At 68.2% G+C, this 19,883-nt stretch carries 21 protein-coding genes; 8 read left to right on the top strand and 13 right to left on the bottom strand.

Annotated elements, in window-relative coordinates:
- Positions 1-131 precede the first annotated feature (131 nt).
- Together DM818_RS02650 and DM818_RS02645 are read left to right on the top strand one after the other, a co-directional pair.
- Positions 132-608 carry a GNAT family N-acetyltransferase gene (locus DM818_RS02650; protein ID WP_075938211.1) on the top strand — a complete coding sequence of 159 codons (477 nt, stop codon included), beginning with the start codon at positions 132-134 and terminating at the stop codon, positions 606-608.
- 36 nt (positions 609-644) lie between these two features.
- Positions 645-980, top strand: coding sequence for a DUF7113 family protein (locus DM818_RS02645; protein ID WP_123123877.1), 336 nt, complete (start codon positions 645-647; stop codon positions 978-980).
- On the opposite strand, the gene DM818_RS02640 is transcribed toward DM818_RS02645, so the two are convergent.
- Positions 981-2,162 (bottom strand): outer membrane protein assembly factor BamB family protein, encoded by a 1,182-nt coding sequence (locus tag DM818_RS02640; RefSeq protein ID WP_172977276.1) that lies wholly within the window; start codon positions 2,160-2,162, stop codon positions 981-983.
- A 178-nt stretch (positions 2,163-2,340) separates the two neighbouring features.
- A complete protein-coding gene (locus DM818_RS02635) occupies positions 2,341-3,597 on the bottom strand; it encodes a DNA double-strand break repair nuclease NurA (protein WP_075938214.1) in 1,257 nt (418 codons plus the stop codon).
- Positions 3,598-3,688: 91 nt separating this feature from the next.
- Between DM818_RS02635 and DM818_RS02630 the strand changes: the two genes are divergently transcribed.
- From DM818_RS02630 to DM818_RS02620, 3 genes are read left to right on the top strand one after another with little or no spacing between them, the layout of a single operon-like run.
- Positions 3,689-4,714, top strand: coding sequence for a hypothetical protein (locus DM818_RS02630; RefSeq protein ID WP_075938215.1), 1,026 nt, complete (start codon positions 3,689-3,691; stop codon positions 4,712-4,714).
- A 36-nt stretch (positions 4,715-4,750) separates the two neighbouring features.
- Positions 4,751-6,265: a 2,3-bisphosphoglycerate-independent phosphoglycerate mutase gene (gene gpmI / locus DM818_RS02625; protein ID WP_075938216.1), complete on the top strand. Its 1,515-nt coding sequence runs from the start codon at positions 4,751-4,753 to the stop codon at positions 6,263-6,265.
- A complete protein-coding gene (locus DM818_RS02620) occupies positions 6,262-6,738 on the top strand; it encodes a GNAT family N-acetyltransferase (RefSeq protein WP_153952266.1) in 477 nt (158 codons plus the stop codon). Before gpmI ends, DM818_RS02620 begins: the two co-directional genes overlap by 4 nt.
- Here the strand turns inward: DM818_RS02620 and DM818_RS02615 are convergent.
- The 5 genes from DM818_RS02615 to DM818_RS02595 all read right to left on the bottom strand — a co-directional run bounded on the left by DM818_RS02615 (position 6,720) and on the right by DM818_RS02595 (position 13,064).
- Positions 6,720-7,898, bottom strand: coding sequence for an MFS transporter (locus tag DM818_RS02615; RefSeq protein ID WP_153952265.1), 1,179 nt, complete (start codon positions 7,896-7,898; stop codon positions 6,720-6,722). The genes DM818_RS02620 and DM818_RS02615 overlap by 19 nt on opposite strands.
- A 73-nt stretch (positions 7,899-7,971) precedes the next feature.
- Positions 7,972-8,781 carry a carboxylating nicotinate-nucleotide diphosphorylase gene (gene nadC, locus DM818_RS02610; protein WP_394351326.1) on the bottom strand — a complete coding sequence of 270 codons (810 nt, stop codon included), beginning with the start codon at positions 8,779-8,781 and terminating at the stop codon, positions 7,972-7,974.
- Positions 8,771-10,267, bottom strand: a complete 1,497-nt coding sequence (locus DM818_RS02605) for an L-aspartate oxidase (protein ID WP_075938219.1) — start codon at positions 10,265-10,267, stop codon at positions 8,771-8,773. The genes nadC and DM818_RS02605 overlap by 11 nt, the downstream gene beginning before the upstream one ends.
- Complete coding sequence (gene nadA / locus DM818_RS02600; RefSeq protein ID WP_172977328.1) at positions 10,264-11,388, bottom strand: quinolinate synthase NadA; 1,125 nt, start codon at positions 11,386-11,388, stop codon at positions 10,264-10,266. The genes DM818_RS02605 and nadA overlap by 4 nt, the downstream gene beginning before the upstream one ends.
- A gap of 149 nt (positions 11,389-11,537) precedes the next feature.
- Positions 11,538-13,064, bottom strand: a complete 1,527-nt coding sequence (locus tag DM818_RS02595; RefSeq protein WP_123123884.1) for an amidohydrolase — start codon at positions 13,062-13,064, stop codon at positions 11,538-11,540.
- A gap of 85 nt (positions 13,065-13,149) precedes the next feature.
- Between DM818_RS02595 and hmgA the strand changes: the two genes are divergently transcribed.
- Positions 13,150-14,391 (top strand): hydroxymethylglutaryl-CoA reductase (NADPH), encoded by a 1,242-nt coding sequence (gene hmgA / locus DM818_RS02590; RefSeq protein ID WP_123123885.1) that lies wholly within the window; start codon positions 13,150-13,152, stop codon positions 14,389-14,391.
- A gap of 92 nt (positions 14,392-14,483) precedes the next feature.
- On the opposite strand, the gene DM818_RS02585 is transcribed toward hmgA, so the two are convergent.
- The 4 genes from DM818_RS02585 to DM818_RS02570 form a co-directional block, all read right to left on the bottom strand.
- Complete coding sequence (locus DM818_RS02585; protein WP_123123886.1) at positions 14,484-14,888, bottom strand: PIN domain-containing protein; 405 nt, start codon at positions 14,886-14,888, stop codon at positions 14,484-14,486.
- On the bottom strand, positions 14,885-15,103 hold the full coding sequence (locus DM818_RS02580; RefSeq protein WP_075938224.1) for a hypothetical protein: 219 nt from the start codon (positions 15,101-15,103) through the stop codon (positions 14,885-14,887). Before DM818_RS02580 ends, DM818_RS02585 begins: the two co-directional genes overlap by 4 nt.
- A gap of 136 nt (positions 15,104-15,239) precedes the next feature.
- A complete protein-coding gene (locus DM818_RS02575) occupies positions 15,240-15,683 on the bottom strand; it encodes a hypothetical protein (protein ID WP_235907903.1) in 444 nt (147 codons plus the stop codon).
- Complete coding sequence (locus DM818_RS02570; RefSeq protein ID WP_123123887.1) at positions 15,680-16,186, bottom strand: DUF5817 domain-containing protein; 507 nt, start codon at positions 16,184-16,186, stop codon at positions 15,680-15,682. Before DM818_RS02570 ends, DM818_RS02575 begins: the two co-directional genes overlap by 4 nt.
- A 75-nt stretch (positions 16,187-16,261) precedes the next feature.
- Between DM818_RS02570 and DM818_RS02565 the strand changes: the two genes are divergently transcribed.
- Together DM818_RS02565 and DM818_RS02560 are read left to right on the top strand one after the other, a co-directional pair.
- Positions 16,262-17,131 carry an aminotransferase class IV gene (locus tag DM818_RS02565; RefSeq protein WP_153952264.1) on the top strand — a complete coding sequence of 290 codons (870 nt, stop codon included), beginning with the start codon at positions 16,262-16,264 and terminating at the stop codon, positions 17,129-17,131.
- A 51-nt stretch (positions 17,132-17,182) separates the two neighbouring features.
- Positions 17,183-17,905: a hypothetical protein gene (locus tag DM818_RS02560; protein ID WP_123123888.1), complete on the top strand. Its 723-nt coding sequence runs from the start codon at positions 17,183-17,185 to the stop codon at positions 17,903-17,905.
- Here DM818_RS02560 and DM818_RS02555 read toward each other — a convergent pair whose 3' ends face one another.
- Together DM818_RS02555 and DM818_RS02550 are read right to left on the bottom strand one after the other, a co-directional pair.
- Entirely contained in the window at positions 17,906-18,364 is a 459-nt protein-coding gene (locus DM818_RS02555) for a hypothetical protein (RefSeq protein ID WP_123123889.1), read from the bottom strand. It lies immediately after the preceding gene.
- Positions 18,365-18,405: 41 nt separating this feature from the next.
- Entirely contained in the window at positions 18,406-19,803 is a 1,398-nt protein-coding gene (locus DM818_RS02550; protein ID WP_123123890.1) for a uracil-xanthine permease family protein, read from the bottom strand.
- Positions 19,804-19,883 lie beyond the last annotated feature (80 nt).

Below are 19,883 nucleotides of genomic sequence, written 5' to 3'. Positions count from 1 at the left end.
GTCCGAACACTGCGCATATCCACACGTCGCCCGGCGACGGTTTATGCGTTCTGGCGACGTGCGATGCGACGCCACGCCAACAGGTACCACACCGGCCAAATCATCAAGCCACCCACGTCCAACGCGTCGGTATGCGTCTCCTCGATGCGACCGCGGACGACCTCGACGCGCTCACCAGCCGCTGGTACGCCCTCGCCCGCGAGATGGAACAGTACGACGACCTGAACGAACTCAGCGACGACGCGCTCGGCGACGTTCCCGACGACGGCTTCCGCGCCCTCCTCGATGACGAGGCCGTCTCGAACTACCTCATCGCCCACGACGGCGAGACGATTGGCTTTCTCACCCTTCGCGAGGGTGACCACCCCTCGCGCGAACAGGCCCGGTACCTCCGTATCGAGAACCTCGCTATCGACGAGGAACACCGCGGTCAGGGTCACGGCACGGCGGTCATTGAGCGCGTGCGCGCTATCGCCCGCGAGCGGGACTGCGACCAACTCAAAGTGAGTTGTGAGTGGCACAACGACGGTGCACGACGGTTCTACCGCCGGGTCGGTCTGCGACCGAAGCAGGTGCAGTTCGCCCAGCCGATAGCCGGGAGCGACTGACGGCGACCATTTACGTCTCCCACCCCTACGTCGGGTATGCTACAGATTCGCGGTTTCGCGGGCGGAACGGGGGTGACGGGCACGCTGTATGAACCCGGCGAGGAGCCACCCTCCTACCGCGGTGCGGCCGACCCCGACGCGCCGTACGTCTGGGTGTGTGACTCCTTTTATCAGGTGGCCACCGGCGGACAGGCCCAGACCATCGGCGGCAAGGAGATTCGCGTCGCCTTCGAGTCGCCGACGCCGCGCGGCTTCGAGGAGCGCGACCGCGCCATTGCCGCCGCGGAGGAGCATCTCCGCACGCAGTTCGCCCGCCTCGGCGTCGCGGAAAATGAGGTCATTATCGACGTGCTCGAACCGACGGAAGCTTGATTACTGCAACAGCGCGATTCCCTCATTGGTAACGACCGCCGCCTGCCCGTCGAACACGGGAACCCCCCAGTTCGCCTGCAGCGCCGCCGACAACTCAAGTGACTCCGCCAGCGTACCGTCATCGGTCACGATACCGAAATCTGCTGGAACGTACGGGGTCCCCCCCGCGACCGTCGGACTAGCGAGATTCGGAACAAAACGAAGCGACTGCCGCGACTGAACTGTTCCCGACGTTCGGTCGTAGGCGACAAGTTCGCGACCACCGTCGGTAATTGGTGCCTGTACCACGAACACGGCGTCGTCGGTCACCGCCAGCGGTCCAGCCGGAGCAGCCGGTTCGTCATCGTTGCTCATGCTGGTCCGCCATCGCTGTGCTCCGTTCGCGATATCGAGTGCATACAGGCGATACGTTGACTCGGGCTCCGTTCGTCCTCTGGTCATGCTGGTCGCGCCGGTCGCGACGAACGCGGTGTTTCCGGCGACGGCCGGCGGTAGCTGAAGACGCTCTTCGAACTCATCCGCTGGAATCTCCCAGCGCGTCTCGCCGTCTGCTGCATCGACACCGTACACGCCGGTCACGTCGGTAACAACGAGGCTGTTTCCCCCGCCGGCGATGCCGTACGCACTCAGCGCCTGGTCGCCGGGGGAATTTTCCCACGCGAGCGAGCCATCCGGCTCGAACGCACGGAGGGCACTCGCTTCGTCCGGGGATTCGGTTATCGTGTGGACTCGCCCGTTGAGCGCGACCGGACCGCCGTAGTGGTTTCCCGCTGCGCCCGACAGCTCCCACAGAATCTCGCCGTCTGCAGCGTCAAGTGCTACAAGTCCGAGTCCGTCGAGATAGCTGTCGTTGGTGACCACATAGACGATACCGTCCGCGACGGTCGGCGCGGAACTCCTGCGGGGGAGCGAGTTGTCGTGAACCGTCTGTTCCCACTGCAGGTCGCCGGTCGCGACATCGAGTGCGAACACGCGCATCTGTTCGCTCCCCGACTCACCGACGGCACCGACGACGTACACGGTTCCATCAGCCACGCACGGTGCACGCGGTTGAAATTCGTCACGCGAGAACGTCCAGTTCGGGGTGCCGTCGGTCGGTCCGGAATCCGTCGAGAAACAGGTGTTCCCGGCGGTACCGAAGGCGGTCGGCCAGCCCGTCGCGTCCGCTGTCTCGCCTGTCACTTCGCTTCCCGTCGTCGCGTCCGAGCCACCGTCCGTCGACGGTGTTTCCGAAGACGTACAGCCAGCCAGCACCGCCACGACACCCCCTGCTGTCGTCAGTACTGTTCGTCTCTGTGTCCCATGTTCACTCATCTTATCCCTACCGTTCACGAGCACTGATATGTATGCTTTGCCGTCATTACTCGACGAACGGCCCCCAGCGGTCGTCGTTGTAGTCGGCGTCGATTTCCGAGTCGAACGCCTCCTCCAGCGCGCGCCGGAGCGCCGTCGTCTCGCGTGCGCTAATCTTCGCCAGCGAGTCGGCCTTCCCGACGACGGCCGGCGGACCCTGTTCGCTCGCGACGCCTTTCAGAACTTGGCGGATGAGTCGCTCGCGACGGTCGGCGTCGTCGGTGAAGTAGCGGGGCGCTTCCACCCGGTAGACCGTATTGGTCCGGGGGTCGTACACCATCGCGAAGGTGACTTCGTACGCCGCCGTCTCGTAGGCGTGTTCGACCCCCGGAACGTCCGGGGAGACGAGCGCGCGGTCCGTGCTCCCGCGGGAGACGAACCAGTTCGTGTACGTGAGCTCCTCCGTCTCGCGCACCCACTCACCGTCGTCCATCTCCCCCTGTTCGAGCAGCTGTGAGAAGAAGGCGGCGTCGTTGAGCCACGGCGAGTTCCCCTCCTTCTCGCGGATTGCGCGGGTGATGAGCCGGCTCGCCGGGTTCTTCACGAAGCCGAGCATCGGGATGTCACGCTCGATGAACCGCTCCACGAGGTCGATGTACAGCTGAAGCACCTCGCGCGGGCGCTCGTCGCTCGCGAGCAGCTCCGCGAGCTCGGGGTCGCGCTGGAGCCACGTCAACAACCCCTTCGGATAGATCGGCCCGTCCATCACGAGCAGGTCGGTGACGGCGTCGGCGTTCTCCGTCGCGTGGGTCGCCTCGGCCATGTAGAGTGCGAGTTCGTGGACGACGGCGGTCTTGGCGTGGTCGGTCGTCGGGACGTGGAGGAGTCGCTGGCGGACGTAGCCGCCGTCGTCCATCTGCCAGTCGCCGCCGACGTTCCCCATGGTCACGTCGTTGGAGTGGACGGCGACGACGTTGGTGCGGCCACGGTGCAGTTCGAGGTCCGAGGGGACGCGGCTCATCGCGGCGTGGGCCACGTCCGCGACCAGCCCGTTCTTGAACGTGGTCGGGTTGATCGTCCCTGAGTCAAGCCCGTGGCGGGGGTGGTACTCGTCGGCTTCGAGCGCGATATCGGTGGCGTTGACGCGGTAGCGCCGCTGCTCGCCGAGCGGTTCGACCACCTCGCGGCCGTCCGAGACGAGCGGGTCGAGCCACTCCGCCCACACCGTCTCGCCGAACTCGCGGTGTTGTGACTCGTCGACGCTGCGGGAGACGCCGCTCGCCAACCGCGAGATGGCCTTGAAGTGGACGGGGTCGAGCGTCATTCGTTGTCGGAGTCGGGTGGCCGCCGGCAAAAAGTGACTCGGCGCACGGGCTATGGGTAGCTTTTTGACGGACGGGTGACACTCCCGGCCGATGACAGACGACCCAACCGAGACGGCGTCCCACACTGGGAGTGGGGAACCAGCTGCGACCGTCGGAGACGACGGTGAGGCTGCGACGGCTGCGACGGACGGGCGGGAGTCGCCGCCGACGAACCGGCGCGTCGTCGCGGCCGTCGGCCTGTACGCAGCCGTCGGACTCGGCTTCATCCTGACGTTCTTCTTCGTGAATCAGTTCATCGGGGGCGGAACGACGGACGCGGTCGCGGGCCAACTGTTCGGCGGTGCGGGTGCGGTCGTCGGCTTCGCGCTCGCGGTCGTGTTGTCGCCGCTCGTCGCCGTCCTCGTCGGGCGGGATATCGCCGCCGACGACGGAGTGCGCTCGGCCGTCGACGCCGCGCTCGCGTCGGTCGTCGGCTTTCTCGTGATGGTTTTTGCGGGGCTGGCCGTCGCGAGCGCGCTCGGTGGCGCCGCGAGCGACACCGGAACGAGCGTCATCGGTGCCGGGCCGCTGGTCGGTTTCACCGTCGGTATCGGGCTGACCGCCGCCGGTGCCGCGGCCGTCACGCGCGCCGACACCGTGGCCGTCCCCGTGGCCGATGGCAACGCGCTCCGTGGCGCTGCCGTCACCGGCGTCGCGACGTTTCTCGTCTTCGGCGTCGGCTACACGATTTCCATCTTCCTCGCGAGCGCGCTCGGTCCCGGCGGCCGGCCCCCGTCTGCCCAGTCGCTCGGCTTCGGCGGCGGCCTGTTCAACGGCGTGGCCGTCGCGCTCGTGTTCGCGCTCCTGTTGTCGCCGATCGTGGCGATACTCGTCGGGCGCATCGTCGGCGACCGCGCGGACGACCCGTCCGAGGGTGCGGCCGCGGGCGGACTCGCCGCCGCCGTCGGCATCGTCGGTCTGCTGCTCGTCGTCTTCGTCGCGCTCATGGTCTTCTCGCCCGTGTCGGGGACCGAGACCGGTGGCTTCGAGGGCGCGCTCCCGCTCGGCTCGCTGCTCGGCTTCGTCGTCGGCGTCGGGCTGACGGGTGCCGGCAGCGGCTACGTCACGGCCCGATAACGAACCCTACTTACGCCCGCCGGCGAATCCTCGCGCATGCACGCGGCACTCGTTATCCTCGACGGCTGGGGGCTGAACGACGACCCCGACGCGCGCGATGCCGTCCGCGCGGCAGACACGCCGACCGTGGACGGGCTCACCGAGCGCGGCGCGGCCGGCCGACTCGAAACCCACGGCCGCCGGGTCGGACTTCCCGACGGCCAGATGGGCAACAGCGAGGTCGGTCACCTCAACATCGGTGCGGGTCGGGTCGTCCTCCAGGACTCGACGCGCATCAGCGAGGAGAGCAACGCCGGCCGCATCGGCGAGAACGAGGCCATCGCCGACGCCTTCGCCCACGCCCGCGCGAACGACGCACAGGTCCACTTCATGGGCCTCGTATCGGACGGCGGCGTCCACTCCTACCAGCACCACCTCCACGCGCTCATCGCCGCCGCGGCCGACGCCGGCGTCGATGCGGTCACCCACGTCTTCACCGACGGACGCGACACCGCCCCGAAGTCGGGCGCTGGCTTCCTCGCCGACCTCGAAGCGACCGTCGAGGAGCACGACACCGGCGACGTCGCGACGGTCTCCGGCCGCTACTACGCGATGGACCGCGACGAGAACTGGGAGCGCACGGCGCGTGCCTTCGACGCCATCGTGAACCGGGAGGCTCCACACGCCGCCGACGCCGCCGTCGCCGCCGCCGAGGCGAGCTACGACCGCGGCGACACCGACGAGTTCATCGAGCCGACGCTCGTCGCCGACGGCGACGCCCTCGCCCCCGAGGACGCGGTCGTCTTCTTCAACTTCCGGGCCGACCGCGCCCGCCAGCTCACGCGGATGCTCGCCGACATCCGGCCGACGTGGGACGTGGACGTGACCCCGCCCGAGCCGCATCTCGTCACGATGACCGAGTACGACGCCACCTTCGACGTACGAGTGGCGTTCCCGCCGAATCAGCCCGAGCAGACGCTCGGAGAGACGCTTTCCGACGCCGACCACACCCAGCTCCGGATGGCCGAATCGGAGAAGTCACCCCACGTCACCTACTTCCTGAACGGCGGGCGAGAAGTGGAGTTCGCCGGCGAGTCGCGCCACATCGTCCCGTCGCCGGACGTGGCGACCTACGACCGACAGCCCGAGATGTCGGCTCCCGAACTCACCGACGCCGCCGTCGAGCACATCGAGAGCGAGGACCCGGACGTGTTGATACTCAACTACGCGAACGCGGACATGGTGGGCCACACGGGCGACTTCGACGCCGCGGTCGCGGCCGTCGAGGCCGTCGATGCGAATCTCTCGCGGCTCGCCACGGCTGTTCGCGATGCCGCTGGCCACCTGTTCGTCACCGCCGACCACGGCAACGCAGACGACATGGGGACCGAAGAGTCGCCACACACCGCCCACACGACGAATCCGGTCCCGTTCGTCTCCGTGCCGGCGGCCGGCGACGCCGACGCGACGGTCCGTGAGGGCGGCGCGCTCTGTGATATCGCCCCGACCCTGCTGGACGCGATTGGCGTTCCCGTCCCCGAGGCGATGACCGGCGAGGTGTTACTCGAGTGAGCAGGGGAGTCGAGATTCGCCGCGCGACGACCGACGACGTGGCTGCCCTCGTCCCGCTGTATCGCGCCGCGTACCAGACGGCGGCCGACCTCGGCTACCCGACGGGGATGACGGACGTGGACGCAGAGTACGTCCGGTCGTGGTTCGACTCTGCAGAACCTTCGGCAGAATTCGTCGCCGAGCGCGACGGGAACATCGTGGGCGCAGTCCGCATCCTCGAAAGCCAGGACCACCCGTTCGCAGAACGGCTCGCCGTCGCGCCCGACGAACAGGGTCACGGCGTCGGTACCCGGCTGTTTGAGCGCGCCGAGGCGTACGCCCGCGAGCAGGGGTACAACCGGCTCCAGTTGGGAACCTACACTGGCCACCCGTTCCTCATCGACTTCTACGAGGAACGGGGCTACGACCGCTACACCGTCTGGGAGAACGACGACGCCGACCACGACTACGTCGGCTACGAGAAGTCGCTGTGAGCGACCGACCACACTAGCCCGACCGCGAGCAGTCCCCCGCCGAGCAGGGAGATTGTGGCAATGACGCCGAGTGCATCGGCCATGCTTCCCCCGACTACCTCGAACGGGGCGACGACGAGCGAGTGGGCCATCGCCACGGCAGAGAGGGTCGTTGCTCGACCGAGCGACCCCGTCCGGTCGTTGAGATACTGCCCCTGTAGCGGCTCCGTGACGCTCCGAACCGCCCGTAGAACAAAAAACAACGGCACTGTCGCGGCCGGCACGACTACGACCCCGGCGAGGAGTGCACCGAGCGCCGGGGGAGCCACCCGAAACCAGCCTGCCGTTCCGACCGCCGCACGGACACGCCCGGCCTTTGCCGTCACGACCGCCGACACGAGTGAGAACGCCGCGTACACACCACCGATGATTACGACCGAATCCGGGCTGTAGCCCGCGACCGTCACCCCCGTTACCGCATCCTGTGTCACCGGCTGAACGAAGAAGTTCACCACCCCCATCACCGCCGCGAATACTCCCGTGTAGACGATAAACCACCGGAGGTCGGTCCCGAGTAATCTGTCTCGGACCGCCCGAATCACGGCCCGCTGTGTCTGCTCGCTCGTGTCTGCAGTCGCCGAGGCGGGGAACGTCGCAACGACCGGCACGGCGACCGCCGTCACGAGCCCACTGGCGAGCCACGGCCACGCGAGATTCACCGACCCGAGTATTCCGCCAGCGACCGCCGCCACCCCGCCCGTCACCAGTCCGAGTGCACGGCCACGACCACGGACCCGCGTGAACGCGTCGGCCTCAAGCCTCGTCTCCAGCGTTTCATACAGCCATGCGCTGTCGCTCCCGGATGCGAACGTCTGTGAGACAGCAAGGAACACGTACACCAGTAGAAACGTCGCCAGCGACTGGCCGAACGCGAAGGCGATAGAGCCGACAGTGGTACCGGCAGTTCCGATGAGGAGCGCACGCCGTCGACCGATTCTATCGCCAGCGTACCCGGTCGGAAGCTCCGAGAGCAGAATTGTCACCGAAAACGCAGCATCCAACAGCCCGACGCCGGAGTAGCTGACCCCCCGCGAGAGGAGAAACAACACCCAAACCGGCCCCGAGAGATGCGCGTTGCGTGTCGCTTCGAACAGGTAGTACTTCGCGACCACCCGGTCCATACACGGTGTTCGTGGACGCGAGCCATGAGTGATTCCGATAGCGAATTTTTGTATGGAATCCGAGTGATTCAGCTCACCCCGTCCGGAAGGAGAGGTCCAACTGGTCGGCCGAGTGGGTGAGCGCCCCCATCGAAATCACGTCGACGCCGGTCTCCGCGTAGGCGGGTACGTCCTCGTGGGTGATACCGCCCGACGCCTCGATGAGCGCCTCCCCGTCGAGTAAGTCGACGGCGTTTGCCGTCTCTGCCGGACTCATGTTGTCGAGCAGGACGATGTCGGCTCCGGCCTCGGCGGCCCGGGTCGCGTCGGCCGGCGTCTCCACCTCACACTCCACCTTCGTCGCGAAGGAGACGCGGTCGACGCACCGAGAGACGGCTTCTGCCATCCCCAGTTCCGCGATGTGGTTCTCCTTGACGAGCACCATGTGCGAGAGGGTGAGCCGGTGGGTGTCACCGCCGCCGGCGGCGACGGCGCGCTTCTCGATGCCCCGGAGTCCGGGCGTCGTTTTCCGGGTCGCGGCCACGGCGACGTCCTCGCGCACCTCGCGTGCGGCGTCGACGGCCCGCCGCGTCGTCGTCGCGACGCCGGAGGCGTGGCCGACGAGGTTCGCCGCCACGCGCTCGCCGCGCAGGAGGTCACTGGCCGTCCCCTCGACGGCGAGCAGTTCGTCGCCGGCGGCGACGTGCGTCCCCGCCTCTACCCTGTCGGTCACCGACACGTCGAGATACTCGAAGACCGCCTGTGCGGCCTCGACTCCGGCCGCCACGCCGTCCTGCTTCGCGACGAGTCGGCCGGTCGTCTCGCCGGGCACGTCGTTGGTCACGTCGTGGTGGCCGATATCCTCCCGGAGCCACGCCTCGATCTGCGACTGCTCAATCAGCATACTGCACCTCTGTGTCCGCGAGGTAATGACACCCGCGGGACTCGTCGTTCTCGGTCGCCGCGCGCACGACGAGCAGCGCTGTCACCGTCGCGTTCCGGAGCTCGTACAGCTCGCGGCTCGTCCGCGTCCGGGTGTAGGCGTCGACCTCGCCCTTCAGCCGGCGGATGCTCGTGGCCGCTCGTCGGAGGCCGTCGCTCGTGCGCTCGATACCGACGTGTTCGGTCATCGTCCGCCGGAGGCGGTCGCCCTTCTCGGTCGCGAACCGGGCGGGGAGGTCGGGGTCGCTGTCGCGCGGTTCGCTCACCTCGACGCGCTCGGGGGACGTGCCGACCGCCCCGCGACCGGCGCGGCGACCGACGACCAGGCCTTCGAGCAGGGAGGTGGAGGCCAGCCGGTTCGCGCCGTGGACGCCAGTCCGGGCACACTCGCCGGCGGCGAACAGCCGGTCCAGCGAGGTCCGGCCGTCCATATCGACCGCCAGCCCGCCACAACAGAAGTGTTCGGCCGGCGCGACGGGAATCCCCTCGGCGGGGTCGACGCCGCGGTCGCGACACCGCTTCGCGAGCCCGGGGAACGACGACTCGAACGCAACCTCGGACACGTCGAGTCGAACCTCACCCGTCTCCGCGCGCTCCGTAGCGACGGCCCGGGCCACCACGTCACGGGGGGCGAGCGAGCCGTCCGAGTGCACGTCGGGCATGAACCGCTCGCCGTCGCCGTTCCGGAGGACGGCTCCCTTCCCGCGGACCGCCTCGCTCAGGAGGAAGGTCCCGTTCTCCTCCTCGCCCGCGAACGCGGTCGGGTGGAACTGGACGTACTCCATGTCCGCCACGTCAGCGCCGGCGAGTGCACCCATCGCGATGCCGTCGCCGGTCGCCGCGTCGGGGTTCGTCGTCCGGTCGTAGGCCGCGCCGATACCCCCGGTCGCGAGCACCGTCCCGCCGGCGAAGTGCGCGGACACGTCGCCGTCGCGTTCCAATAACGCGCCGTGGACCCGTCCTTCGTGGGTTATCAAATCGAGGGCGGCCGTGTCCTCGCGCACGGTCACGGCCGTCTCCTCGCGGAGGTGTTCGAGGAAGCGCGGAAGGATGGCCGCGCCGGTCGCGGCGTCGACGTGGAGGATGCGCGACTCGCTGTGTGCGGCCTCCCGGCCGTAGTCGAATCCCTCCCCGTTGGTGTCGAACGGGACTCCAAGCGTCTCGACGAGCACGTCGTCGACTGCGGGCCGCGCCTCCCTGACGAGCGTTTCGACGGCCGCCGGGTCGCAGGCGCCCGCCCCGGCCTCGATGATGTCCTCCCGGAACGTCTCCGGGTCCGAACGCGTCACCGCCACGCCGCCCTGTGCCCAGTAGCTGTTCGTCTCCTCCGGTCTGGTCGCCTTCGTCGCGAGCACCACGTCGCCGCCGGCGCGGTCGGCCGCGAGCGCGGCCGCACAGCCCGCAATGCCCCCACCGACCACGAGCGTCTCCGACTCACTCGTCTTCATAGCTCCAACATCCGGTCGAGGGCGACCTCGGCCAGTTCGGCCTCCTGCGGGGCGACCTCGATGCGGTTGCGCTCAGTGTCGTCGACCAGCTCCTCCAACAGCCACGTGAGATAGTTCGGGTCAATCTGCCGCATCGCGTTACAGTCCATGCAGGCGTCACCACACAGCGGGACGACCGCCACGTCCTCGTGCCAGCGGTCGAGGTGGTTCGCGAGGTGGATTTCGGTGCCGATTGCCCACCGGTCGCCGGGGTCGGCGTCCGCGACCGTCTCGCAGATGGTGGCCGTCGAGCCGACCACGTCGGCGGCGGCCGCGACCTCGCGGCGACACTCCGGGTGGACGACCACGTTCACGTCGTCGTAGCGTTCGCGCACCTCGGTGACGTGGTGTTCGCGGAAGCGCTCGTGGACCTGACAGTAGCCGTCCCACAGGATTACGTCGGCGTCGGCCGCCTGCGCGGCGTCGGCTCCACCCTCTGCCCACGGGTCCCACTCGGCGACGGCGTCGGCCATCCCCAGTTCGTGGGCGGTGTTCTCGCCGAGATGCTTGTCGGGTAAGAACAACACCGTATCCCCGCGCTCGAAGGCCCACTCGAAGGCGTCTGCGGCGTTCGAGGAGGTACAGACCAGTCCCCCCTGCTCGGCGCAGAACGCCTTCAGGTCGGCGTAGCTGTTCATGTAGGTGATGGGGACGATATCCGCGTCGGGCGCGGCGGCGGTGAGTTGGTCCCACGCCGCATCCACCTGCAGGGCCTCGGCCATCCCGGCCATCGGACAGGAGGCCTCCATCGACGGCAACAGGACGGACTGGTCGGCGTCGGTGATGATGTCCGCCGACTCGGCCATGAACGTCACGCCACAGAAGATGACGTGGCTCGCCTCCGACTCTGCGGCGCGCTTCGACAGCGCGTAGGAATCACCGGTGAAGTCGGCGTGTTCGACGATTTCCCGCCGCTGATAGTTGTGGCCGAGGATGAGCACGTCATCGCCCAACGCCTCGGTCGCCGCCTCGATGCGCTCCGTCCGTTCAGCCTCCGTTAGCTCCCGGTAGGCCGGCGGTAGCTGCTCCAGATTGTCGTACTTGAACAGACTCAGGTCCGTCTCGAAGTCTGCGGTCTCCATTCGCGCCATCTGTGTGTACTCTCTCACTTGTGCCACTGTGTGAAAAGATTTTGTCTTCAATAAGGACTGGTGAGTGGCAAAGTAGCCACTCTCTGCTCTGTGCGTGGCTGTCGCTCTCCAACCGACGGCAACAGCAAAACGTCGCCGCGTTACGCCTCGTAGACGGTGTCGCCGTCGACGAGCGTCCGGGTCACGCCGATGTCGGCCACCGCGTCTCCGGCGGCTTCCCACGGCGACTCGTCGAGCACGACGATATCGGCCCGCTTTCCAACGTCGAGGGTGCCCAACTCCGCCTCGCGACCGGCGGCGTAGGCACCGCCGTAGGTGTACGCGCGCAGCGCCTCGGTGACGGTGAGCCGCTGGCTCGGTTCGGGCGCGGTGACGGCCTGCTCGATGCCAAAGAGTGGGTCGAGCGGCATGCAGTCCGACCCGAACGCGAGCGGGACGCCGGCGTCGAGCAGCTCGCGGAACGGCATCACCTCGCTGCGGCGGTCACCGAGTCGCGACTCGTACAGCCCGCCGTCGCGCGCCCACTTCAGGAAGTTCGGCTGGACGGAGGCGACGACGCCCGTCTCCGCGAACCGTTCCACGAGGTCGTCGGTCAGGAGTTCGGCGTGCTCGATGCGGTGGCGCAGCCGGTCGCTATCGTGGGCCGCGAGCACGTCCAGCGTCTCGGCGACGGCCGCGTCGCCGATGGCGTGGGCCGTGAACTGGAGGTCCGCCTCCACCGCGGCGGCGACCATCCCCTCCAGTTCTTCGGGGTCGACGACCCACTGACCGTCCGTGCTCTCGTCGTCGCTGTACGGCTCACGCAGCTTGGCCGTGCGCCCGCCGAAGCTCCCGTCGGTAAACGTCTTTATCGCCCCCGTCTGGACCATCGGGCTCCCGTAGCCCGAGCGCAGCCCCGTCTCAACGACGGCGTCGGTGTGGTTCTCCCAGTAGTTGAGTCGGACACGAAGCGTTAGCTCGTCGCGCGCGTCGAGGTCACGGAAGACGCGGGGCTTGTGACTCCGGCGACACATGTCGTGGATGCCGGTGACGCCGAGCGCGTTCGCGTGCTCCTGTGCGGCCCGAAGCAGGTCCTCGGTGCCCTCGACGCCGGGGTCGAACGCCGAGAAGAGCGCCCCGACCGCCTCCTCGACGAGCACGCCGGTCGGCTCGCCGCCTTCGGTCTGTACGTCCTCGTCGGGCATCGCCGACCGGTACTCGGTGAGCGCGGCGCCGTTGACCGACGCCGTGTGCATATCCTCGCGGAAGGCGACGACCGGCCGGTCGTCGGTCACGGGATTCAGGTCGGCGGTCGTGAGATACCGGCTCTCGTCCCACGTCGACTCGTCGTAGCCGTAACCGAGGACCGGGCCGTCCGTCTCGCTCGCGCGCTCGTGGAGTCGGTCGACGGCCGCCTCGGGCGAGGACACGTCCCGGAGGTCGGCGTGGACGAGGTGGCGACCGACCATCTCCAGGTGGGTGTGGGCGTCGACGAAGCCGGGAAGGACCACCTTCCCATCACAGTCGATGACCTCCGTCTCCGCGCCTTCGAGGAACTCGATTTCGTAGCTGTCGGCGAGCCGGACGACGCGGCCGTCGCGAATCGCGATCGCACCGTACGTCTCGTCGGGGTCGCCGAGCGTGTGTACCTCGGCGTCGGTGAGGATGGTGTCGGCTGGCGCTGTCATACTCGTCGGTCGGCGGGACGGTCGGTAAGCGTTCGGGCATGCGTCGGATGCAAAACGGTTTGACCCGTCGCTTCGACCCACCCGTATGACCGAGACACCCGACCCCGAGACCCTCGCCCAGCGCGTGCAGGACGGCGACCTCCGGCTGCACGAACTCGACGACGAAGTCGACGCCGTCACCGCCGCCGCGGCCCGCCGCCGACTGCTGGCCGACGAGACGGGAGCCGACCTGACGACCGTCGCCGACTACGCCTTCGACGCCGAGCAGGCGACCGAGACCGCCGTCGAGAACCTCATCGGCGGCGCACAGGTCCCGATGGGGATGGTCGGTCCCATCCAAATCAACGACGGCGACGACGACGGCGCGGTGTCGGGCGAGAAGTATCTCCCGCTCGCGACGACCGAGGGGGCGCTGCTCGCCTCCGTCAACCGCGGCTGTGCGGCGATGCGGACGGACGGCGGCGCGACGGCCCGCGTCCTCCAGAACGCGATGACGCGCGCGCCGGTGTTCCGCGTCGCCGACGTGGGCGAGGCCGCCGAGGTCGCCGCGTGGGTGCGCGAGAACTTCGACGCGCTGGCCGAGACGGCCGAATCGACCACGAGCCACGGCGAACTCACGAGCGCGACCCCGCACGTCGTCGGCGACAGCGTCTTCGTCCGGTTCGCCTACGACACGAAGGACGCGATGGGGATGAACATGGCCACCATCGCCACTCAGGAGGCCGCAGAACACATCGAGGCCGAGACGCCCGCCGAGCTCGTCGCCCTCTCGGGCAATCTCTGTTCGGACAAGAAGCCCGCCGCCGTCAACGCCGTCAACGGGCGCGGGCGCACCGTCAGCGCCGACGTGACCCTCTCGCGCGAGACCGTCGCCGACGTGTTGAAGACGACGCCGGAAGCCATCGCCGAGGCGAACACGCGCAAGAACCTCGTCGGCTCGGCGAAGGCCGGCTCGCTCGGCTTCAACGCCCACGCCGCAAACACCATCGCCGCCGCCTTCCTCGCCACCGGGCAAGACATCGCGCAGGTGGTCGAGGGGAGCAACGCCATCACGACCGTCGACGTGCGCGATGGCGGCGACACGCTGTACGCCTCCCTCTCGATCGCCTCCCTCGAAGTTGGTACCGTCGGCGGCGGGACGAAGCTCCCGACACAGGCCGAATCCCTCGACGTGGTCGGGGTGCGGGGCGGCGGCGACCCCGCCGGCTCCAACGCCGACGCGCTCGCGGAAGTGATTACGACCGCCGCGCTCGGCGGTGAACTCTCATTGCTCGGCGCGCTCGCCTCCTCACATCTCGCCAGCGCCCACGAGGAGTTGGGGCGGTAACGTCACTCGCCGACGAATATCGACGGAAACTCATACACGACTGCTCGACACGCGCTTTACCGGACGTAACTGTTCAGTCGAATCTGTCTCGGTCAGTAGGTCACGACGTCGAGCCCCTCTACGTCCTGAAAATCGCTATCGTTGGAGATGACCGGCTCACCGAGGGAGAGACCGTGAGCCGCGACGACGGAGTCTGCGCCGTCAAGCTGTGAGCGCGTGTCCGAGTTCATGTGTGTTCCGTTCAGCTCTCCCGCACGCTTGGCGATATCCGGTGTCATCTCCAGCGACGAGTGTGACTGTAACAGACGCTCGTAGAGGCTGCGGAGCGCGGTAGCATCTGATTCAGCGGCGATGTTTCCAAGCCCGGTGTACGCCTCCCAGACGACGGCCGTCGGCACACGAATCGGGACGGCGGCGCCGCTGAGTTCCCCCGCCTTCTCTCGTGCGGCGGCGTCCTGGTCGGCCAACGCGCCGAGATACTGCGTGTCGACAATCACGACTCCGTCCCCGGTGGCGTGGCGTCGACCGCGCCGTCCGTGGCTTCCTCAACGCTGAACTCAAGGTCGAGTTCGGCGGCATCGTCCGCGAACTGTGTGAGCGAGTAGCCGTCGAGCAGCCGCTTTAGCGTCTCGTTGAGCGTCTCGCCGTCCCGACGCTCCGATTTGATGTAGGCGTGGAGGTCCTCGTCCACCCGGAGATGTTTGGTTCCCATACAGAATCGTTAACGACGTTAACAGATGAATCTGTTCCCGGTCGTGCGTCTCGCTCGGGCCGTGGCGACACGTCGGTGTACACTGATACTCGTCCCCAGTGCCGTCGCGTGCAACCGAGGAGCTACGACCGCTTGACTACTCCAACTTCCGCGACTCGGCGGCAAGAAAGAGCACACCGCCGATGATGACCGCAAGCCCCGCCCACAGCAACAGTAGGCTCCCGAAGCCGGCGGCGAAGAAGAGCCCGCCGAAGCCGACCGCGCCGATGGCGTGGGCGACCCCGCGGAGCCAGTACCCCCGTCGAAGATACGCCGGCGCGCCAACCGCGAAGCCGAGCGAGAGCACACCGGAAGAAAGCACGAACGTCGGAATCCGTACGCCGAACAGTTCGATTACGCGCACCGACGGCTGGAGGAACAACAGGAGGCCGGCAATCCCGACGATGGTCCCAACCACGATAGAGACGAGGTCTAACTCCGATACTCCGGGCCAGCCGACCGGCTCGCCGTCGCTGCCGGGGTCGTCCCACTCGGGGTCCGGCTCCCAGTCGCCGTTCGAGTCGCCCCTCGAATCGCTCACAGCCTGCGGTACTCACCCCCCGACGCCGTTATCTCGCCGGCGCGCTCCAGCTTGTCGAGCGCGCGCTCGACGTAGTCGCGGCTCGCGCCGTGTTCGGCCGCGAACTCGGCGATCGCGTCCGTCGTCGGCCGGTCCAACTCATCGAGCGCCGTCTCGACGGCCTCGCGCTTCGACAGCGAGCGACCAGACTCGACCGTGCCGGCCTCGGCGACGGCCGCGCTGTCGACCCCGACCGCGTCGAGGTAGTCGGCGTCGTCGATCCCGGCGTCGGCGGCCTCCTCGCCCATCGTCACGAAGTCGTCGAGGTCGGAGTCGTCGCCGGCCTGCCGCTGTTTCATCACCGAGCGGACGTTCTTGGCGGCCTCGGCGGTGTCGGTCTCGGCGAACTTCTTCAGCTTCGAGAACTGCCGGCGGGTGCCACACCGGCGACACCGGGTGGTGTCGGGTCGCCCCTCCACGACCCACAGTTCGTCGCAGTTCGAGCAGCCGACGACCGAGAACATACACCGACTGGGGGAGCCGTCGCCTTCACTCGCTCGGTCCGACAGACCGAGGTAGCCCCCGGCCGTGGTGTCGGTATGGAGTATCACGTCGACGGCGACCTCGTCGCTCGCGAGGACGCCACCGTCAGCGTCGACGACCGGGGGTTCCGCTACGGCGACGCCGCCTTCGAGACCTGCCGCGCCTACGGCGGCGAGGTGTTCGCGTGGGACGAACACCGGGACCGACTCGACGCCACCTGCGAGACGCTCGGGATGGCCGAGGCCGTCCCCGACGACCTGACCGAGCGCGTAGACGAGACGCTCGCGGCGAACGACCTCGACGACGCCTACGTCCGGGTGTCGGTGACCCGCGGCGTCCAGTCGGGGAAGCTCACGCCCAAGCCGGCGACCGACCCGACCGTCGTGGTCGTCGTCAAGCCGCTCCCGCGTGGCGGACTGGAGGGCGACCGCGTCTGGGACGACCCGGCGACGGTCCAGACGGTGACGACCCGGCGGGTCCCCTCGAACGCCGTTCCGGCCGACGCGAAGACCCACAACTATCTCAACGGCATCATGGCGCGACTCGAACTCAGACGCGCGGCGACCGAGGACCACCAGCCCGACGAGGCCCTCATGCGCGACCAGTCCGGCCGCGTGCAGGAGGGGACGACGAGCAACCTCTTTTTTGTGCGCGACGGCGTGTTGAAAACGCCAGAGCGCGGGGAACTGCTTCCCGGAATCACCCGCGAGCACGTCCTCGATATCGCCCGCGGCGAGTCGTTTCCCGTCGAGACCGGCGAGTACGACCTCGACGACGTGCGCGAGGCCGACGAGGCCTTCCTGACGAACTCGACGTGGGAACTTCGGCCAATCGAATCCGTCGACGGTATCACGATCGGCACCGGGCCGATAACGACGCTGTGTCAGCGGCTCTACGACGAGCGGGTCGACGCGCGCTGTTACTGAACGCGTTGCCGCTACCCGAACGACTCCCCGGCGTGGTCCCCTCCTTCCCCCATGTCCGACCGCGACCACGCCGCCCGCGCGATTCGCACGCTTCACACCGAGCGGTGGCCCGACATCGTCGACGGCTACACCCTCGGGGCGTACGGGACGATGGCCGGCTACGAGGGGTTCGAGCGCACCCTCACCGACGACCGGACGAGCGCCGGCGACGGACTTCGGTATCTCCTGCTCGCCGGGGTCGCGGCCCGTATCGCCGGCGACGAGACGACCGCCCACAACCGCGCGCTCCAGGCTCGACTCGTCGCGACGGATTACCGACGCGACGCCGACCCGCTCGCGGCGGCCGCCTGCGAGGAGTGGATCGGCCACTGTCAGGTCGTCGCCGGCAACGACGAGAAGGCGAGTGCCGCCTACGACCGCGCGAGCGAGGCGTACGCCGCGGCGAGCGTCGAGGACCCCGCCGGCGCGACGACGGAGCCACTGCTGCAGGCCGGAACCGACCTGCTCACCCAACTGTCGCGCCCGGACGACGACGCGTGGGACGACATCCACGGCGACGGCTCGGACGCGCTCGCGCGCCGGGTCCGGTTCGCCCGCGCTCGCCTGCCGTCGTATCTCGACGCCCGCGAACGGGCGGGCCATCTCCACGCGCCTCGCGGCTCGACCGAGTACGGCAACGACAGCTACGAGTGTCCCGACTGCGGCGCGAACGACATCAACCACGTCGTGAACACGGTGTTGTGTCTGCGGTGTGACGCCGTCATCGAGTCGTAATCAGGTCTCGGCGCGGTCTGCTAACGCCGACAGCGTCCCGGCCACACGGAGGTCCTCGACACTGCAGTACCACGCGCCCCGAACCCCGTTCTGGTCGTTCTCGACGGACGTATCGAGCGGGACGAGGTCGCCGAGTTCGAAGACGACGACCACGCGCTCGTCGGAGAAGGGGTCGATGAGTGTCGCCCAGTCGTCGTCGGTCATCGGGCCGGACTCGCCGCGGCGCTGTTCGACGCGCGCCTCGACGGGTGCGTAGTGGGTAATCGCGGAGACGGGTGCGGTCCGGTAGAAGGCCATGTAGTCGAACGCGCGACGGGTGCGGTCGTACGACCGGGGCGACGGGTAGATGCCGTCGCGACACCGCCCGAACGTCTCCTGTTGGGTCGCGACGACACAACAGCGCGCGTCCGGGTCGGCGTCGTCGGCGGGCGTGTCGTCGGCGAACTGGTCCAGGTCCATACCGCGGGGTACGCGCCGCCGCCACAAAACCGCCCGCCGACTCAGTCGTCGCTTCCGACCGGCTCTTCGAGCGGCGGTTCGGTCTCCGGCTCGCCGCCGAACAGCGGGCTCTGCGTGCCGGGTGCGAACGTGTTCAGCAGGAGCGCCGACAGCCCCGTCATGATGACTGCCTGACTGAAGAACGTGCTCGCCCACTGCGGGAGCTGTGCGAAGGCCGCGCTCGGGGCCGTCGCGACGCCCAGTCCCAGCCCGAGCGAGACGCCCATGACGGTCATGTTCCGGCGGTTCATCTCACAGTGGATGGTGATGAGCCGCGCGCCGCTGGCGGCGACCATCCCGGCCATCAGCAGGACTGCGCCGCCGAAGACGGCGCTCGGAATCGTCGTCACGACCGCGCCGACCTTCGGCGAGAGCCCCAGGACGGCGAGCAGGACGCCGGTGACGGTGACGACGTACCGGCTCAACACGCCGGTGAAGTTCACGATGCCGACGTTCTGGGAGAAGGAGGTGATGGGGTAGGCACCGAACGCCGCACCCACCGACGAGAACAGCCCGTCGGTGAACAGCCCGCCGCGGAACTCCTCGTCGGTCGGATTGCGCCCCTCGGCGCTGGTCACGCCGGACATGTCACCGACCGTCTCCATCGCGGAGACGAGAAATAAGAATGCGAAGGTCGCAATCGGGACGGGGCGGAACTCGGGGACGCCGAACCGGCCCGGCTGTGGGAGCGCGAGCCACGCGGCCTGGCCGACGGCCTCGAAACTCACCAACGCAAGCCCGGAGCCGAGGGTGAGCGCGATGGCGGCGACGTAGCCGACGACGATAGCCGCGAGCGTGCTCAAAATCCGCGTCAGCCCGTCGGTCGCGAGGTTCAGGACGACCGCGACCACGAGCACGAGCGCGGCGAGTCCGAGATTGTACAAGGCACCGAACTGCGGCCCGTCGACGGGTGCGCCGCCGGCGGCGTACTCGAAGCCGATGGGAACGAGGTACAGCCCGATGATGAGCACGACCAGCCCGGTGACCAGCGGCGGGAAGTACTCCTCGATGCGCTTGAACTGCCAGCCGATGAGCCACTCGACGAGCACGCCGGTGACGAGAATCGAGCCGAACACAGTCGCCAGCCCGTAGTTGTTCCCGATGGCGATTGCCGCACCGACGAAGGTGAAACTCGACCCCATCACGACGGGGAGTCGCGCGCCGACGACGCCGGCCCCGTACGACTGGACGACCGTCGCAATCCCGGAAAAGAGCAACACCATCTGCACCGTGTAGGTGAGGTCGCTCGCGGAGAGGCCGACCGCGCCACCGACGACGTACGCGACCGCCGTCGCGGGCACAATCATCACCGCGAGATGCTGGAGACCAAGCAACACCGCCTTCAGCGGCGGCGGCTGCTCGTCGATGCCGTACTCGATGTCCATCTCCGATTCTGACATACCGGTCGGTACACACCTTCGTGTAAAATTGTTCCGCATCGGCGCACAGAATCGGCATTTAGACGGCGATGATATACACA

Source organism: Halosegnis longus (genome assembly GCF_009663395.1).
Taxonomy (GTDB): domain Archaea; phylum Halobacteriota; class Halobacteria; order Halobacteriales; family Haloarculaceae; genus Halosegnis; species Halosegnis longus.
The sequence above is the reverse complement of the archived record's forward strand: the minus strand, read 5'-3'. Positions and strand labels throughout refer to the sequence as shown.